Source organism: Promicromonospora sp. NPDC110617 (genome assembly GCF_055598465.1).
Window position 1 is genome coordinate 630039 of the sequence record NZ_JBVKBM010000002.1, and the last position, 16834, is coordinate 646872.

The 16834-nt window shown below is 72.6% G+C and carries 14 protein-coding genes; 10 read left to right on the plus strand and 4 right to left on the minus strand.

Annotation, left to right across the window (positions count from 1 at the left end; translation table 11 throughout):
- The first annotated feature begins 14 nt into the window (after positions 1–14).
- Positions 15–779 carry a lysophospholipid acyltransferase family protein gene (locus ACZ7LE_RS13530; protein WP_470403784.1) on the plus strand — a complete coding sequence of 255 codons (765 nt, stop codon included), beginning with the start codon at positions 15–17 and terminating at the stop codon, positions 777–779.
- A gap of 57 nt (positions 780–836) precedes the next feature.
- On the opposite strand, the gene ACZ7LE_RS13535 is transcribed toward ACZ7LE_RS13530, so the two are convergent.
- Together ACZ7LE_RS13535 and ACZ7LE_RS13540 are read right to left on the minus strand one after the other, a co-directional pair.
- Positions 837–1745 (minus strand): carbohydrate ABC transporter permease, encoded by a 909-nt coding sequence (locus ACZ7LE_RS13535; RefSeq protein WP_470403785.1) that lies wholly within the window; start codon positions 1743–1745, stop codon positions 837–839.
- Positions 1735–2610 carry a carbohydrate ABC transporter permease gene (locus ACZ7LE_RS13540; RefSeq protein ID WP_470404550.1) on the minus strand — a complete coding sequence of 292 codons (876 nt, stop codon included), beginning with the start codon at positions 2608–2610 and terminating at the stop codon, positions 1735–1737. The genes ACZ7LE_RS13535 and ACZ7LE_RS13540 overlap by 11 nt, the downstream gene beginning before the upstream one ends.
- Positions 2611–2864: 254 nt before the next feature.
- On the opposite strand from ACZ7LE_RS13540, the gene ACZ7LE_RS13545 reads away from it, so the two are divergent.
- Together ACZ7LE_RS13545 and ACZ7LE_RS13550 are read left to right on the plus strand one after the other, a co-directional pair.
- The gene (locus ACZ7LE_RS13545; RefSeq protein WP_470403786.1) at positions 2865–4190 is read left to right on the plus strand and encodes an ABC transporter substrate-binding protein; all 1326 of its coding nucleotides are present in this window, start codon (positions 2865–2867) and stop codon (positions 4188–4190) included.
- A gap of 4 nt (positions 4191–4194) precedes the next feature.
- Entirely contained in the window at positions 4195–5817 is a 1623-nt protein-coding gene (locus ACZ7LE_RS13550) for an MGH1-like glycoside hydrolase domain-containing protein (RefSeq protein ID WP_470403787.1), read from the plus strand.
- On the opposite strand, the gene ACZ7LE_RS13555 is transcribed toward ACZ7LE_RS13550, so the two are convergent.
- On the minus strand, positions 5814–6821 hold the full coding sequence (locus ACZ7LE_RS13555) for a LacI family DNA-binding transcriptional regulator (RefSeq protein ID WP_470403788.1): 1008 nt from the start codon (positions 6819–6821) through the stop codon (positions 5814–5816). The genes ACZ7LE_RS13550 and ACZ7LE_RS13555 overlap by 4 nt on opposite strands.
- Positions 6822–7016: 195 nt before the next feature.
- Here ACZ7LE_RS13555 and ACZ7LE_RS13560 point away from each other — a divergent pair, with 195 nt between their 5' ends.
- From ACZ7LE_RS13560 to ACZ7LE_RS13585, 6 genes are all read left to right on the plus strand, one after another.
- Entirely contained in the window at positions 7017–8294 is a 1278-nt protein-coding gene (locus tag ACZ7LE_RS13560) for an extracellular solute-binding protein (RefSeq protein WP_470403789.1), read from the plus strand.
- 3 nt (positions 8295–8297) lie between these two features.
- Positions 8298–9188 (plus strand): carbohydrate ABC transporter permease, encoded by an 891-nt coding sequence (locus ACZ7LE_RS13565; RefSeq protein ID WP_470403790.1) that lies wholly within the window; start codon positions 8298–8300, stop codon positions 9186–9188.
- Positions 9188–10084, plus strand: a complete 897-nt coding sequence (locus ACZ7LE_RS13570; protein ID WP_470403791.1) for a carbohydrate ABC transporter permease — start codon at positions 9188–9190, stop codon at positions 10082–10084. The genes ACZ7LE_RS13565 and ACZ7LE_RS13570 overlap by 1 nt, the downstream gene beginning before the upstream one ends.
- Before the next feature lie 49 nt (positions 10085–10133).
- A complete protein-coding gene (locus ACZ7LE_RS13575) occupies positions 10134–11321 on the plus strand; it encodes a glycoside hydrolase family 1 protein (RefSeq protein ID WP_470403792.1) in 1188 nt (395 codons plus the stop codon).
- A 69-nt stretch (positions 11322–11390) separates the two neighbouring features.
- Complete coding sequence (locus ACZ7LE_RS13580) at positions 11391–13007, plus strand: glucoamylase family protein (RefSeq protein ID WP_470403793.1); 1617 nt, start codon at positions 11391–11393, stop codon at positions 13005–13007.
- Entirely contained in the window at positions 13004–14620 is a 1617-nt protein-coding gene (locus ACZ7LE_RS13585; RefSeq protein WP_470403794.1) for an alpha-amylase family glycosyl hydrolase, read from the plus strand. The genes ACZ7LE_RS13580 and ACZ7LE_RS13585 overlap by 4 nt, the downstream gene beginning before the upstream one ends.
- A gap of 1 nt (position 14621) precedes the next feature.
- On the opposite strand, the gene ACZ7LE_RS13590 is transcribed toward ACZ7LE_RS13585, so the two are convergent.
- Positions 14622–15551 carry an AraC family transcriptional regulator gene (locus tag ACZ7LE_RS13590; RefSeq protein WP_470403795.1) on the minus strand — a complete coding sequence of 310 codons (930 nt, stop codon included), beginning with the start codon at positions 15549–15551 and terminating at the stop codon, positions 14622–14624.
- A 99-nt stretch (positions 15552–15650) separates the two neighbouring features.
- Here ACZ7LE_RS13590 and ACZ7LE_RS13595 point away from each other — a divergent pair, with 99 nt between their 5' ends.
- The gene (locus ACZ7LE_RS13595; RefSeq protein ID WP_470403796.1) at positions 15651–16772 is read left to right on the plus strand and encodes an acyl-CoA dehydrogenase family protein; all 1122 of its coding nucleotides are present in this window, start codon (positions 15651–15653) and stop codon (positions 16770–16772) included.
- Positions 16773–16834 lie beyond the last annotated feature (62 nt).

Here is a 16834-nt window from a genome sequence, read left to right on the forward strand (position 1 = left end):
CTTGAGGAGGAATCTTGTTCTACTGGGTGATGAGGAACGTGCTGGTCGGCCCGCTGCTGCGCCTCGCGTACCAGCCGTGGGTCGTCGGCGGCAAGAACGTGCCCCGGACCGGCGCCGCGATCGTGGCCAGCAACCACCTGGCGGTGATCGACTCGTTCATCCTGCCGCTCCTGATCTCGCGCCGCGTGACCTTCCTCGGCAAGTCCGACTACTTCACCGGCAAGGGCCTCAAGGGCAAGATCGTGGCCTGGTTCATGACGGGCATCGGCGTCATCCCCGTGGACCGCTCCGGCGGCGCCGCCAGCGAGGCCGCGCTGCGCACCGGTCTGCGCGTGCTGCGTGAGGGCAGCCTGTTCGGCATCTACCCCGAGGGCACCCGCAGCCCCGACGGCCGCCTCTACAAGGCGAAGACGGGCGTGGCGCGGATGGCGCTCGAGTCGGGCGCCCCGGTCATCCCCGTCGCCATGGTCGACACCGAGGTCGCCCAGCCGGTGGGCAAGACCATCCCGACGTTCATGCCGCTCGGCGCCGTGATCGGCGAGCCGCTCGACTTCAGCCGGTACAAGGGCATGGAGAGCGACAAGTTCGTGCTGCGCGCCGTCGCCGACGAGATCGAGTACGCGATCCTCGCACTGTCCGGCCAGGAGTACGTGGACGCGTACGCGGCCAGCGCCAAGGAGCGCGCGGCCCGCGGCGAGCCCGCGATCCCGACGGCGGAGGAGGGCCCGGGCGGCCTGCCCCTGCCGGAGGTCGAGAAGCCGCGCCGGCCGAAGCGCTGACCGGCCCCGGCCGGGACCGCGCCCCGGCCGGGAGCAAGCCCCGCGCCGGGACCCGCCCTACTTGATCCCCGTCGTCGCGATCCCCTTGACCAGGTACCGCTGCCCGAGCAGGAACGCCAGGAACAGCGGCACCAGGGACAGCACCGACATCGCGAACATGCCGCCGAAGTTCGACTCCGACGTCGCGTCCAGGAACGCGCGCAGCGCCAGCGACACCGTCCAGTTCTCCTGCGACGTCAGGTAGATCAGCGGCCCGAAGAAGTCCGACCACGTCCAGATGAACGTGAAGATCGTGGTGGTCGCCAGCGCCGGGACCATCAGGGGCAGGATGATCTGCCCGAAGATCCGCAGGTGGCCGGCGCCGTCGAGCCGGGCGGCGTCGTCCAGCTCGCGCGGGATGCCGCGGATGAACTGGACCATGAGGAAGACGAAGAACGCGTCGGTGGCCAGGAACTTGGGCACCACGAGCGGCAGGAACGTGTTGATCCAGCCGAGCTGGGCGAAGATCACGTACTGCGGCACGATCACCACGTGGACGGGCAGCATGATCGTCGCCAGCATCACCGCGAACCACAGGGTCCGCAGCGGGAACCGCAGGCGGGCGAAGGCGTACGCCGCCAGCGAGCAGGAGATCAGGTTGCCGAGGATCGCCCCGACCGAGAGCACCGCGGAGTTCAGGAAGTACCGGGTGAACGAGTACCGGTGCGCGTCCCAGCCGGAGGCGTAGTTCTCGGCGGTCAGGTCGGTCAGGAGGATCGAGAGGTCGCGGAAGATCTCGTCGTCGGGCCGCAGCGACGCGACCACCAGCCAGATCAGCGGGTAGACCATCAGCAGCGACAGCACCAGCAGCCCGGCGTGCTTGAGCACGCTGCGGACCTGGCGGCGCAGCGCCGGCGGGCGCGGTGCGGGCACCCGCGTGGGCGCCGGCCGGGAGACCAGGGCGGGGTCGGTCGTCTCAGTCGTCATAGAACACCCAGAACCTCGACAGCCAGAAGTTGAACGCCGTGAAGGCGCAGATGATGGTGAGCAGGAACCACGCCATCGCGCTGGCGTAGCCCATGTTCAGGTTCCCGAAGCCCTCGCGGTACAGGTACAGCGTGAAGAAGAGCGTCGAGTCGCTCGGCCCGCCGGTGCCGCCCGAGACGATGAACGCCTGCGTGAAGGTCTGGAACGCGAAGATCACCTGGAGCACCAGGTTGAAGAAGATGATGGGGCTGAGCAGCGGCAGCGTGATGGACACGAAGCGGCGGCCGGGCGAGGCGCCGTCGACCTGAGCGGCCTCGTGGTAGACGGCCGGGATCTGCCGCAGGCCCGCCAGGAAGATCACCATCGGTGACCCGAAGGTCCAGATGTGCAGCACGATGATGGTGCTCAGCGCGGTGGACGGGTTCGAGATCCAGCCCGGGCCGTCGATGCCGACCAGCGCCAGCACCCAGTTCACCAGCCCGTCCGTGCCGAACACCTGCCGCCACAGGATCGCGACGGCGACGGAACCGCCCAGCAGCGAGGGCAGGTAGAACACGGACCGGTAGAAGGCCAGCCCCCGCATGCCGCGGTCCAGCAGCAGGGCGATCGCGAGCGCCAGCGCGAGCTGGAGCGGCACGGACACCACCACGTAGATCACGGTGACCCGCAGGGAGGCCCACAGCCGGCGGTCGCCGAGCATGTCCGCGTAGTTCTCCAGCCCGATGAACTGGGCGGGCTGGAGCAGGTTGTAGTCGGTCAGCGACAGGTACGCCGAGGCCAGGATCGGGCCCACGGTGAACGTCACCAGGCCGATCAGCCAGGGGGCCAGGAAGGCGTAGCCCGCCTTCGCGTCGGGGTAGCGGATCTTCCGGGCGGCCGTCCCGTCCGGCCCGGGTGCCGGACGGCGCCGACCGCGCGCCAGGGTGCGCAGCTCACCGATGCTGCTCACGCAGGACCTCCTCGTCCTCGACGCGCCCCCGCCCTTGGGAGCCCGCCTTCGAAACCGTTCTAGATAACGATTGCGGGAAGTGAAGCACAGATCGTTGACACGATTCAATAGCCCCGCATACGTTGACGCCCACCATCACGGACCCGATCGCAATGAAGCGAGGCGCAGGGATGCGAGAAGCACGTGCAGGTTCCAGGCGGACGACGACGGCGCTGGTCGCCGCGGGTGCGACGCTCACTCTCCTGACGGCCGGCTGCGCCGTCGACCCCGCCGGAGCCGGCGGAGGCGGCGGCGAGTACGACCCCGACGAGGAGGTCACGCTCCGGCTGAGCTGGTGGGGCGAGGCGGATCGGAACGCGACCACCGACGACGTCGTGGCCGACTTCATGGCCGAGCACCCCACCATCACCGTCGAGACCGAGCCCAGCGACTTCGAGTCGTACTTCGACAAGATCGCCACCTCCACCGCGGCGAGCGACGCGCCCGACGTCATGGCCCTCGGCGGCGCCTACCCGCTGGAGTACGGGGCCAAGGGCGCGCTCGTGGACCTCGGCACCCTGGGCGAGCAGCTCGACATGTCGGCCTTCAACGAGGCGGCCCTGTCCGGCGCCACGTACGAGGATGCGGTCTACGGCGCCCCGACCGGCGGCAACGCGATCGGCCTGCTCGCCAACCCGCGCATCTTCGAGGAGGCCGGCGTCGAGCTGCCGGACGACGAGACGTGGACCTGGGACGAGTTCGCCGACCTGGCGGCCGAGATCTCGGACCAGCACCCCGACGACGGCACCTACGGGTTCGAGATGCAGGTGACCGACATCCTCGGCAGCTACGCCGGGCAGCGCGGCACGGGTATCTACGACTGGGACGGGCAGCTCGCCGTCGACACCGACACCCTCGTGGACTTCTGGGACCTGGAGCAGGGCCTGGTCGAGTCGGGCGCGCAGCCGTCCGCCGAGGTCACCACGGAGTTCCAGGGCCAGTCCCCCGAGCTCACGCTGATGGGCACCGGCAAGGCCGCGATGGGGTTCATCTACTCGAACCTGCTGGGCACCTACGCGGACGCGTCCGGCGACGACCTGGTGCTGCTGAAGATCCCCGGCGAGCAGGAGTTCGAGCACCCCGGCGTCACCGTGCTGCCCTCGCAGTACTGGGCCGTCTCGTCCCAGTCGGAGCACCCGGAGGCCGCGGCCCTGCTCGTGGACTACCTGGTCAACAGCCCGGAGGCGGGAGCGAAGATCCTGGCCGACCGCGGCCTGCCGTTCAACACCGAGGTGTTCTCCGCGATCGAGGACGACCTCTCGCCCAAGGACGCGGAGTCCGGCGCGTACGTGCAGGAGATCGGCGAGACGGCCGAGCCCGCTCCCCCGCAGCCCGAGGGCGGCTCGATCCTCAACGACACCACGATCCTGTACGACTCCGAGGTGCTCTTCGGCACCATGACGCCGCAGGAGGCGGCCGAGGCGTGGACCGCAGACATGTCGGCGGCGCTCGAGTAGCCCGGTGTCCCTGACCCCCGAACGGCTCGCCGCCGGTGCGTCTCTGCGCGTCACCGGCGGCGAGCGCGCCACGGCGCTCGCCACCACCTGGCGGGCGGCCCTGGCCGACGTCGCCGCGTGCGTCCGCCCGCTGCCCGGCTCCGCCGCCGGTCCCGACACCGGACCGGCCGGCGGCGCACGCACCGAGCCCCTCGTCACGGCTCTCACCGAGGGCGGCCCCTACCCGGGCTGCTGGCTGGAGAGCACGGGCAGCATCAGCACCGAGGTGCTGGGCCGGTTCGCGCCCGACGTCGCCCGCGACACCCACCTGCTGCTGGCCCGCGGGGCGCGCGCCGACGGCCTGCTGCCCTACAAGGTGACGGACGATGGGCCCGCCCACGCGCAGATCCAGCGGGTCACCCCGCTGGCCCGGAGCGTGTGGGAGCAGTACCTGCGCTCGGGGTCGGGTCCCGGGGACGGCGCGGACGGCGCCCGCGACACCGAGTACCTGCGCGAGATGTACGCGGCCCTCGCCGCCGACGACGCCTGGGTCGCCGCCCACCGGGACACCCGCGGCACCGGCGGCGTCGAGGCGTTCTGCACCTACGACACCGGGCACGACGCCTCGCCCCGCTTCTGGCACGTCCCCGACACCTGCCCGGACGGCGACCCCGCGCGCTTCGACACGGGCAACCCTGTGCTCCCGTTCGTCGCCCCCGACCTGACGGCGGAGGCCTGGGCCCGCCGCGTCCACCTCGCCCGGATCGCCCAGGAGCTGGGCGAGGACCCGCGCCCGTGGCGGGCCGCGGCGTCGGACAGCCTGGCGGCGCTGGACCTCCTGTGGGACGCGGGCGACGAGACCTGGTACGACCTCGACGCCACGGGCGAGCCGGTGCGGATCCGCACCGACGTGCTGCTGCGGGTCCTGGCGTGCGGGGTGGGCGACGACGCGCTCCTCGACCGCCTGCTGCGCCGGCACCTGCTGAGCACCCGGGGGTTCCTGGCGCCGGCCGGGTTCACGTCGGTGGCCCTGGACGACCCCCGGTTCGACCGCGACGCGACGCGCAACTCGTGGGGCGGGCCCGTGAACTTCCTCGCGCTGCTGCGGGCGCCGCGCGCGTTCGAGGCACGCGGACGCACCGCGGAGCTGGCCCGGGCGCTGCGCGGGGCGTTCGACGCCCTGCTGCGCGCCGACCGGTTCCCGCAGACCCTCGACCCGTGGACCGGCGACGCCGGGTACGGGTCGGGCTACTCCCCCGCCGCGCTGTTCTTCCTGGATGCGGTCGAACGGTTCTTCGGCGTCCTGGAGCTGCCCGACGGCGGCGTGCTGTGCACCGGCCTGTCCGCCGCCGACCCGGGCCGGTGGCCCGGCGTGGAGTCGCTGACCTACGAACGGCCCACGCGCTCCGGCGTCTGGGCGCAGACCGTCGCCGGCGACCGGGTGAGCGTGACCCGCGACGGCTCCCCGTGGCTCGCGTTCCCGGTGGGCTGGCGGGTCGAGCTGGCGCCGTCGGGCGAGGTGGTGGCGGTGACCGGGGTGTCCGGGCGACCCGTCGCCGGAACCCTCACCCTGCCCGACGGCACCCGCGCGGACCTGGTGCTCGCCCCGAACGCGAGCGCGGCGCCGCCGGGAGGACCGCCGCTCTAGCGACCCGGCGCCGCGGTGGAGCTCCGCACCACGAGGCTGGTCGCGAGCTCGGTGCGCAGCGTGTGCCCGCTCGCCGTGCGGGCGCGGTAAACCAGGTCGACGGCGGTGGCGCCCATCTCCGCGAGCGGCTGGCGCACCGTCGTGAGCGCCGGGTCGATCCACGGTGCGATGGGCAGGTCGTCGAAGCCCACGAGCGAGACGTCGCGCGGCACGACGAGCCCGGCCTCGCGCAGGGCCCGCAACGCCCCGAGCGCGGTGTCGTCGCTGCTCGCGAAGATCGCGGTGGGCGGGTCGTCCAGGGCCAGCAGCCGCTGCGCGCCCTCGTACCCGGAGGTCACGCCGTAGGTGCCCACGTGGACCAGGTCGTCGTCGGTGGTCAGGCCGGCGCGGATCATCGCGGCGCGGTAGCCCGCGAGCCGCGCGATGGCGTTGTCCTGCTCCAGCGCGCCGGTGATCGTCGCGATGCGCGTGTGACCCAGCGACAGCAGGTGCGCCGTCGCCTCCAGCCCGCCCTGGAAGTTGGTGGCGCCCACGCTGAGCATGCCCTCCGGCGGCCGCTGCCGCGGGTCGACGACGACGAGCGGCGTGCCGGTCTGCTCCAGGGCGCGCCGCGCCTCGGCGTCGGGCACCGCGACGATGCTGACCAGGCCGTCGGTGCCGCGCTCCAGCGCGTGCCGCACCCAGGCGCTGCAGTCGTCGGGGTCGGGCTCGACCGCCAGGACGACGTCGAGCCCGAACCGGCGGGCGCCGGCGACGGCGCCCCGGACCACAGCCTCGGACCAGGTCCCCTCGAAGTCGACGATGCGGACGTCGATCATCCCGGTGGGCTTGGCCTGCGGCGGGCGGACCTCGTAGCCGTGCCGCGCGAGCGCCTCGGTGACGCGCGCCCGGGTCTTGCCGGACACGTCCGGCCGCGCGTTGAGGACCTTGGAGACCGTCGGGACCGAGACGCCCGCCTCGGCCGCCACGACGGCGAGCGGGATGTGCGGCTGGTCGGTTGCCATGGGTCCTCCGTCGGACATCGGTGAAGCAAGCGTTTCCGAAATCAGGATGGTAGCCCATTGCGTCGCGTGCCCCGGTAAACCAAGCAGTAGCAGGCCATGGGCTGGTTGACACCACCCGACGGCCCGTCTAACCTCCCGTGGTCTTTCCGAGATTCGGCTTCGAAATTTCGGAAGCAGGTCAACAAAGGAGTGATCGTGAACAGGACACCTCGCCTCGCCGCAGCGGCGACGGCGTCGACCCTCACGCTGGCCCTCGCCCTGACCGGGTGCGGACGCAGCGACGAGGCCGGCACCACGGCAGACAGCGCCAGCAGCATCTCGGAGGGCCCCGCCACGGGCACCGTCGAGGTGTGGGCGATGGGTACGGAGGGTGAGCTGCTGCCCGAGCTCGCCGAGCAGTTCGAGGCCGACAACCCGGACGTCACGGTGAACGTGACGCCGGTGCCGTGGGAGTCGTCCACCGAGAAGATCAACACGGCCATCGCCACCGGCGAGGTGCCCGACGTCATGCAGGTCGGCACCACCCTGATGAGCGGCTTCGTGGGCCTGGACGGCCTCGCGCCCACGCCCGAGGACATCGACTCCTCGGCGTTCTTCCCAGGCGCCTGGGAGACCACCGAGGTCGACGGCACCTCGTACGGCGTGCCGTGGTACGTCGAGTCGCGCGTGCTGTACTACCGCACCGACCTCGCCGAGGAGGCCGGTGTCGAGGCGCCCGCGGACTGGGCGGGCCTGACCGACTTCGCGGCCGGGCTGCAGGACGCCGGGGCCGAGCACGGCATCGCGCTGCAGACGCGCGGCAACTCGACCGCCCTGATGTACTTCCCGTTCTACTGGCAGGCGGGCGGCGAGATCCTGGACGACGCCGGCGAGTTCACGCTCGACAACGACGCCCAGGTCAAGGCGCTGGAGTACTACTCCTCGTTCATGCGCGACGGGCTCGCCCCGCCGGTGCTCGTCGAGGAGGAGAAGGTGCAGAACTTCGTCGACGGCAAGCTCGGCTCGTTCGTCTCCGGCCCCTGGGAGCGCGCCAACCTGCTGACGACCGCGGGTGACGACTTCGCCGACAAGTTCGGCGTGGTGCCGCTGCCCGCCGACGAGGCGACGGCGTCGTTCATCGGCGGCTCCAACCTCGCCGTCCTCGCGGACGCCGCGAACCCCGACTCCGCCTGGAAGTTCGTGCAGTTCGCCACCGACCCGGCCACCCAGGTCGACTGGTTCGGCATCTCGAACGACCTGCCCGCGGTCCAGGCCTCGTGGGAGGACCCGGCGCTGGCCGACGACGAGGCCGTGGCCATGTACCAGGGCGTGCTGGAGACCGCGCGCTCCACCCCCGCGATCCCCACCTGGTCGGAGATCGAGCACGAGCTCGACCTCATCATCGAGCAGACCATCGCGGGCGACCTGACCCCGGAGGAAGCCGCCGCCAAGATGCAGGAAGCGGCCACCTCGATCGGGACGGGCCTGGACTGACCCGTGGCCATCTCCGCACGCCGCCGCCGCACGGGCCTCGCCGCCTGGGGCTTCGCGCTGCCCTTCACGATCCTGTTCGCCGTGTTCATGCTGGTCCCGGTGGCGTCCTCGCTGTACATGGCGTTCACCGACATGCACGGCGCGGACCTCCGGACGCCCTGGGCCGTGAACTTCGTGGGGTTCGACAACTTCGCGGCCGCGCTGGCCGACCCGAAGTTCCAGCAGGCCGCCGGCAACACGCTCTACTTCGTCGGGGTGGCCATGCCGCTCACGCTCGGGGTGGCGCTGCTGCTGGCGGTCCTGCTGAACTCGGGCCTGGTCTGGTTCCGGTCCGCGTTCCGCGTGGGCTTCTACGCCCCGGTCGTGACGTCGATCGTCGCGGTGGCGGTGGTGTGGCGGTTCCTCCTGCAGCCCGACTTCGGGCTCGTGAACTCGGCCCTCGGCCTGGTCGGGATCGACGGGCCGCGCTGGCTCACCGACGAGGTCTGGGCCATGCCGTCGCTGATCATGATGGCGACCTGGCGCAACGTCGGGTACTCCATGGTGATCCTGCTGGCCGGGCTGCAGGGCATCCCGCGCGACCTGTACGAGGCCTCGGCCATCGACGGCGCGGGTGCCGTCCGGCAGTTCCGGTCCATCACGGTGCCGCTGCTGCGGCCCACCCTGCTGTTCTGCGCCGTCATCACCGGCATCGGCTACCTGCAGTTCTTCGAGGAGCCGTTCGTCATGACGCAGGGCGGGCCGCTCGGGGCCACCAACTCGGTGGCCTACGAGGTCTTCAACCAGTTCGGGTTCGGGAACTACGGCCTCTCGGCCGCGATGAGCTACGTGCTGTTCGTCGCCATCGTGATCCTGTCCTACCTCCAGTTCCGCCTGCTCAGGACGGAGAAGTGATGACGGTCCTCACCGAGCGGTCCGGCACGCGCCGCGCCGCGCCGCACCCCTCCAGCCCCAGCCGGTCCGGCACCCGCCGCTTCACCCCGCGCGCGATCCTGCTCAACGTCGTGCTCCTGCTGGGCCTCGCGGCCTCGTTCGGGCCGCTCGTCTGGATGATCGTCTCCTCGGTCAAGCCCGAGGGCGAGATCCGGCAGTTCCCGCCCACCCTGCTGCCCGAGCAGCCCACGTGGGACAACTACACCGAGCTGTTCGCGACGCTCGACTTCCCGCGGTTCTTCGCCAACTCGGTGGTCGTGGCGCTGGTCGTCACCGTCGGGTCGGTGCTGTTCAGCGCGATGGTCGGCTACGCCCTGGCCAAGCTCGACTTCCCCGGCCGCCGCGCCCTGTTCCTGCTGATCATGGGCACGCTGATGGTCCCCGGCATGGTCACGTTCGTGCCGCTGTTCGTGCTCGTGGCCAACCTGGACCTCATCAACACCTACGCGGCGCTCATCCTGCCGTTCCTGGCGGCGCCGTTCGGCGTGTTCCTGATGCGGCAGTTCATGCTCGACATCCCGGACGAGCTGCTCGACGCCGCCCGCGTCGACGGGGCCGGCGAGTTCCGCACGTTCTTCGCCGTCGTGCTGCCGCAGACCAAGCCCGCGCTGGCGACGCTCGGCATCCTGACGTTCCTCGGGTCCTGGAACAACTTCCTGTGGCCCCTGGTCGCCGTCCAGTCGGCCGACAAGTACACGCTGCCCGTCGCGCTCGCCCTGTACTCCACGGGCCAGAACACCGTGCAGTACGGCCTGCTCGTGGCGGGCGCGACCGTCATCGTGCTGCCCATCCTCATCGTCTTCCTGGCCCTGCAGCGGCACATCGTGCAGGGCATCTCGACCACCGGGCTCAAGTAACCCCACAGCCCAGCCGTACCAGCCAGTCGTACCAGCGAGGAGTTTTTCCGTGACCGAACAGATCACGCTGCCCACCGCACCCGAGTTCCTGTGGGGCGCCTCCACCGCCGCGCACCAGATCGAGGGCGGCAACACCAACAGCGACTGGTGGGCCAAGGAGCACGTCGCCGGGTCGCTGTGCGCGGAGAGCTCCGGCGACGCCGTCGACAGCTACCACCGCTACGGCGAGGACATCGCGCTGCTGGCGGACGCCGGCCTGAACGCGTACCGCTTCTCGATCGAGTGGGCGCGCATCGAACCGGCCGAGGGCGAGTTCTCGCGGGCGCAGCTGGCGCACTACCGGCGCATGATCGACACCTGCCTGGAGGCGGGCGTGACGCCGATGGTCACGCTCCTGCACTTCACGCTGCCGCGGTGGTTCGCCGAGCGCGGCGGCTGGTTCGCGCCCGACGCCGTCGACCTGTTCAGCCGCTACGTGGAGACGGCCAGCCAGATCCTGGGCGACGTCCGCCACGTGGTGACCATCAACGAGCCCAACATCACCTCGATGATGCTCGGCGCGAGCCGGCGCACCAACCTGGACGCGGCCGGGCTCGCCGCCCCGGACCAGGCGGCCTCCGAGATCCAGGCGACGGCCCACCGCCGCGCCGTCGACATCCTGCACGGCCTGGGGCACGTCAAGGCCGGGTGGGCTATCGCCAACCAGGTGTTCCAGGCCGCGCCCGGGGCGCAGGAGGCGCGCGACGCGTACGCCTACCCGCGCGAGGACTTCTTCCTGGAGGTCGCCCGCGGCGACGACTTCGTGGGCGTGCAGAGCTACCTCCGCACCATCATCGGGGCGGACGGCGAGCCCGTCCCCTTCGGCGACGACGTCGAGAAGACGCTGACCGGCTGGGAGTACTACCCGCAGGCGCTCGGCGAGGCGCTGGAGTACACCCACAAGATCACCGGCGGCGTGCCGATGATCGTCACCGAGAACGGCATGGCCACGGCCGACGACGCCCGCCGCATCGACTACACGACCGGCGCCCTGCAGGGCATGGCCCGCGCCATGTCCGCCGGCTGCCGCGTCGACGGCTACCTGCACTGGTCGCTGCTCGACAACTACGAGTGGATGAGCGGCTTCCGGCCCACGTTCGGGCTGATCGCCGTGGACCGCACCACCTTCGTGCGCACGCCCAAGCCGAGCCTCGCGTGGCTCGGCCAGGTCGCGCGCACGGGCGAGCTGCCCGCCTGACCGGCGTCACCGCCACTGCCCTGTCACACCACTGCCCGGTCACCACTACGACGACGTAGGAGACACCCCATGAGCAGAAGAACCCGCACCGCGGTCGCGACGGCCGCCGTCGCCGCCCTGGCGTTCACCGCACTGCCGGCGAGCGCCACGGGGGCGACGTCGGCCATCTCCCCGGGAGCCACCTCCCCCGCAACCATCGCCCCGGCGACCACGGCCCAGGCCGGGAGCACAGCCCAGGCCGGGAGCACGGCGAAGGACCGCCGTCAGCTCCGCACCTGGGCCGCCGACACCTGGCGGTCGTTCGAGGCCCTGGTCGACGAGGAGACGGGCCTGCCCGACGACAACATCGGCGGTGACCTGGACCCGGCCAGCCGCGGTGGCTACACCTCGCCGACGAACATCGGCGCGTACCTGTGGAGCACCGTGGTGGCGCGTGACACGGGTCTGATCGACCGCCGCGAGGCCCGCGAGCGCCTGGCGACCACGCTGCACACCGTGGCCGGGCTGGAGAAGCACGAGCCCAGCGGCATGTTCTACAACTGGTACGACCCGGCGACGGGCGACAAGCTCCTGACGTTCCCCACGAGCGGCGACCGGATCAAGCCGTTCCTGTCGAGCGTGGACAACGGCTGGCTCGCCACGGGCCTGCTGCTGACGGCGCGCGCGGAGCCGTCGCTGGCCCGTGCGGCGGACGCCGTGCGCGAGGACATGGACTTCGGCTGCTACTACGACCCGGCGCAGAACCAGATCCGGGGCGGGTTCTGGGACGTCGACCCGCAGGAGACCGCGCCCGTGGCGGGCGACTACTGCGCGATGGGCACCGACGTCTGGTACACGGGCCACCACTACGGCGCGTTCAACACGGAGCCGCGCATCGCGTCCTACCTGGGCATCGCCGAGGGGCAGATCCCGGCGGAGCACTACTTCGGCACGTACCGGACGTTCCCCGACACGTGCGACTGGTCGTGGACCGAGACGCGCCCGGTCGGCGAGTGGGCCGAGTACCTGGGGGTGCCGGTCTTCGAGGGCGCGCTGCCGTACCGGGGCATGCGGGTGGTGCCGACCTGGGGCGGCAGCATGTTCGAGGCGCTCATGGTGCCGCTGTTCGTGCCGGAGGAGAAGTGGGGGCCGCGGTCGTGGGGCCGCAACCACCCGCTGTACGTGCAGGGTCAGATCGAGCACGGCCTGCGGGAGGCGGACTACGGGTACTGGGGCTTCTCGCCGTCGAACAACCCGGCCGGCGGGTACCGCGAGTACGGCGTGGACCAGCTCGGTCTGGACGGGCCGGGCTACACGTCCGACCAGGAGCGCACGACGGTCGACCAGCCGTACGACGGCTGCCGCGAGGGCTCGCCGGCGCCCACGGAGTACGGCGACGGCGTCGTGACCCCGCACGCCTCGTTCCTCGCGCTGCGCTACGCGCACGGTGACGCGATGGCCAACCTGCGCAACATCGCCGCGGACTTCGACGCGTACGGCCCGGGCGGCTTCTACGACGCCGTCGCCGTGCGCAGCGGCCAGGTCTCGCAGCGCTACCTGTCCCTGGACCAGGGCATGATCATGGCCGCGCTGGGCAACGAGCTGGCCGACGACGCCGTCCGCCGCTACGTCTCCCCGGGTGCGCTGGAACGCGAGGTGCGCCCGCTGATTGCGATGGAGACGTTCGCCGTAGGGTGGGACAGGTGACCGCCGCCGTGGACCTCGCCCCGCGCCTCGGGCGCACCGTGCTCTACCAGATCTACCCGCAGTCCTTCGCGGACGCGAACGGCGACGGGATCGGCGACCTCGCCGGGATCGCCGAGCGCCTGGACTATCTCGCCTGGCTCGGGGTGGACGCGATCTGGCTCAGCCCGTGCTTCGTCTCGCCGTTCGCCGACGCCGGGTACGACGTCGCCGACTTCCTCACGATCGCGCCGCGCTACGGCACCAACGAGGACCTGGCGCGGCTGACCGAGGAGGCCGGACGGCGGGGCATCTCCGTGCTGCTCGACCTCGTGGCCGGCCACACGTCGGACCAGCACCCCTGGTTCCGCGCGTCGGCCGACGACCCGGACGACCACCGGTTCGTGTGGAGCGACGTGCCCGCCGAGGGTTTCCAGCCCGGCCCGGGCGCGCGCGGCGGGTACTACAAGCCCAACTTCTTCCCCGTGCAGCCCGCGCTGAACTTCGGCTACGCCCGCACGGACCCGGCCGAGCCGTGGCGGCAGCCCGTCGACGCCCCGGGCCCGCTGGCCAACCGGGCCGCGCTGCGCGAGATCATGGCGCACTGGTTCGGGCTCGGGGTGGCGGGGTTCCGCGTGGACATGGCGGCGTCCCTGGTCAAGGACGACCCCGGCCACGTGGAGACGGCGAAGCTGTGGCACGAGATGCGCGCCTGGCTGGACCGCGAGTGGCCGGGCCGCGTGCTCATCAGCGAGTGGGGCGACCCGAAGGTGGCCGTCCCCGCGGGCTTCCACGCCGACTTCTTCCTCCAGTTCGGCGGGGACGACGACGGCCTGCCACTGCGGTCCCTGTGGAACAACGACGCGGGCACGGTGAGCCCCGGCTGGGGCGAGCCGTCGCCCTGGGCGGGCGCGGACGGCACCGGGGACGCCGCCACGTTCGTCTCGGCCTGGCGGGCCGCGACGGACGCCATCGCGGCGGCCGGCCGCGGCGGCGTGGTGGGCCTGCCGACGTCGAACCACGACTTCACGCGGCTCGTCGCGGGCCCGCGCGACGCCGAGCAGGCCCGGGTGGCGCACGTGCTCACGATGACCTGGCCCGCGATGCCGTCGATCTACTACGGCGACGAGATCGGCATGCGGTACGTGCCGGGCACGCCGACGCTGGAGGGCTCCCGGCTGGGCCCCAACTACGACCGGTCGGGCTCCCGCACCCCGATGCAGTGGGGTGACCTGCCCGCGGACCCGTACGGGCCCGGCAAGCCCGCGGCCTCGACGTACCTGCCGCAGGACCCGGACCCCGGCCGGCCCACGGTCGCCGCCCAGGTGGACGACGCCGGCTCGCTGCTCCGCCTGGTGCGCGACCTGATCGCCCTGCGGCACGGCGACGCGCGCCTCGACGTCGCGGCGCCGACCGAGGTGCTCGCCACCGGGTACCCCCTGGCGTTCGTGCGCGGCGGCTCGCTCGCCGTGGTGCTCAACCCGGGCCGTGCGGCCGTGCGGCTCCCGCTGGACGGCGCCGGGGACGCGCGACCGCTGGTCGCCCGGGGCCTCCGGGTCGAGGCGGGCGACGGGGGCCCCGACGTCGTGCACCTGGACGGGCACGGCTACGCGGTGCTCGACCTGGCGGACGGGTAGGTCAGCCACCCTCCGCACAGCCGGCCGGCAGGACGCCGTCGGTCCGGGACGGTTCCGGGGCGCGGCGGAACTGGCCGGGCGAGAGGCCGCGCTCCCGGCGGAACGCGGCGGAGAACGCGAACTCCGTCGCGTACCCGACCTGCCGCGCGATCGCGGCCAGCGGCGCGTCGGTCGTGCGCAGCAGGGCGGCGGCACGCTGCATCCGCCAGCACGTCAGGTAGCGCATCGGCGGCTGTCCGACGGCGGTGGTGAACCGCCGGGAGAACGCGGTGCGCGACAGCCCCGCGGCCCGGCTCAGGCGGTCCACCGTCCACGGGAGCTCAGGATTCCCGTGGATCTGCCGGAGCACGGCGGCGACCGCCGGGTCGTCGGTCAGCCGCTCCCCGGCCACGTCGTGCTCCTCGTGCCACTGCCGCAGCGCGTGCACGAGGACCAGGTCCAGCAGCGCCGGCAGCGTCGCCTCGTCGCCCGCAGGGTTGGCGGACACCTCAGCCCGTAGGAGGTCCGTCAGCGCCCGCAGGCGCGGGGCGCGGTCCTGGTCCGGCGAGACGACCACCAGGTTCGGCAGCGTGCGCAGGTACTGCGGGGCCGGCGAGCCCTCCAGCCGGTAGGCGCCGCACAGGAACTCGAACGCCGCCGGACCCGTCGCGGGCGGGAAGGGACCGGGGACCAGGGCCGGCAGGTCCCGCAGGGCGACGGGCGCGGCGGCGAGACCGTGCTCGGCGCCGGAGGACGCGAGCACGACGTCGCCCGGCCGCAGCTCGACCGGGTCGTCGTGCTCCGTGATCAGCCAGCAGGGATCACCCAGGACGATGTGGAACCCGCTGCCGTCGAAGGCGGTGAACCGGAGACCGCCGTCGGCGGGCCGGAGCAGCCGCGCCCCCGGGTGACCCACCCGGACGGAGCGGACCACCTCCCCGATCACGTCCATGTCCGGATCATATCGACGCCGGTGCGGCGCACGACCGCGTATGGAGGCGCGCCGCTCGCGCATGGACCCGCGCTCTCCCGGGATGGTTGTGTCGGTGTCGTGACCGACGCGACACCGAACGACAGCACACCGCACGACACCACCGGTGCAGGACCGGTCGAGGTCCTGCGCGCCCACGCCGAGAAGACCGAGCAGGGCGAGCGCCTCGCCCCCGAGAGCCTGGACGCGCTGCGTGCCCACGGAGCGCTCGCGCTGCGGACGCCCAGGGAGCACGGCGGCGCAGGGGCGGACACCGTCACCGTCGCCCGGCACCTGACCGCCCTGGGCCGGGCCTGCCCGTCGTCCGCCTGGGTGGCCGGTACCTCGGCGACCTCGAAGAACCTCGCCGGCAGGGCGTTCACCGGCGCGGCGGCGGCCGAGCTGTTCGCCGACCCGGACGCGCTCTTCTGCGGCTCGGGCGTCCCCGGCGGTCGCGGCGAACGGGTGCCGGGGGGCGTGCGCCTCACGGGCCGCTGGCCGAACGTCTCCGGGTGCGAGGACGCCGCGTGGGCGGGCCTCGCCCTGCTGGTCGACGGCGCGGTCTGGTTCGCCGCCGTCCCGGCGGCGGAGCTGACCGTGGACCGCACCTGGCACATGGCGGGCATGCGGGGCACCGGAAGTCACACGCTGGTCGCCGAGGACGTCCTGGTACCCGCCGCACGGCTGGCGGCCGCGGTCCCGTTCACGCCCGCCGACCGCCTCCTGTACGCGATCACGGTGCTCGGTCCGGTGGTGGGGGCGGCCCAGGGCGCGCTCGACGCGACGACCGAGATGTTCGCCTCCGACCGCAAGCCGTTCATGACCGCGTACTCGCGGATGGGCGAGTCGGCCGGCGCCCGGCAGTGGCTCGCGGAGGCGGCCCACCGGGTGCACCGCGCGGAGCGCACGATGCTCGCGGTCGCCCGGAGCGCCGACGCCCGGAGCGCCGACACGGCGGCAGCCGCCGACCTGGACGACCTGGACGTCCCCCGACTCGCCCTGGACCTCGCGGACGCCGGCCGGGACTGCCGCGCGGCGCTCGAGCGGATGCTCGACCTCCACGGCGCGAGCGGCTTCCGTGCGGGCGGCACGCTCCAGCGGTTCTGGCGGGACGTCGCCGTCGGCAGCCGCCATCCGCACCTGAACCCGTACCTCGCCACGGAGAACCTGGGCACGGCGCTCGTCGGGGCGCTCCCCGGCTAGCCAGGGGCGGGCGCCAGGCCGCGCAGCAGAGGCCGGACACCGGGGGCGGACGCCGAGGCAGC